1 protein-coding gene is annotated in these 234 nt (G+C 40.2%); it reads right to left on the bottom strand.

Annotated elements, in window-relative coordinates:
• A partial coding sequence (locus ACVC2P_RS09930; protein WP_452598321.1) for a hypothetical protein occupies positions 1-234 on the bottom strand: 234 nt, incomplete at both ends.

Below are 234 nucleotides of genomic sequence, written 5' to 3'. Positions count from 1 at the left end.
CATCTTCACCAGCGATTAAACTAAATAAATCTATAGTTGTAGAACTATCGTCACAGATAGTAATGCCTCCATCTGCGCCAGCATTAGCAGGCATTTCAATAGTAAGAACTACTGGTATTCTAGAGCTTACACAACCAGAGACAGTTTCTTCAGCTTCAGCATAGTAAGTGTAAACTCCAATAGCTGTATCGGTAGGCGTATAATTAAGTCCAGAAGCTAAAGCAGTACCTCCAG

Source organism: Pontimicrobium sp. MEBiC01747 (genome assembly GCF_053601635.1).
Note: the sequence above shows the minus strand (reverse complement) of the source record. Positions and strands in the feature narration are given on the sequence as shown.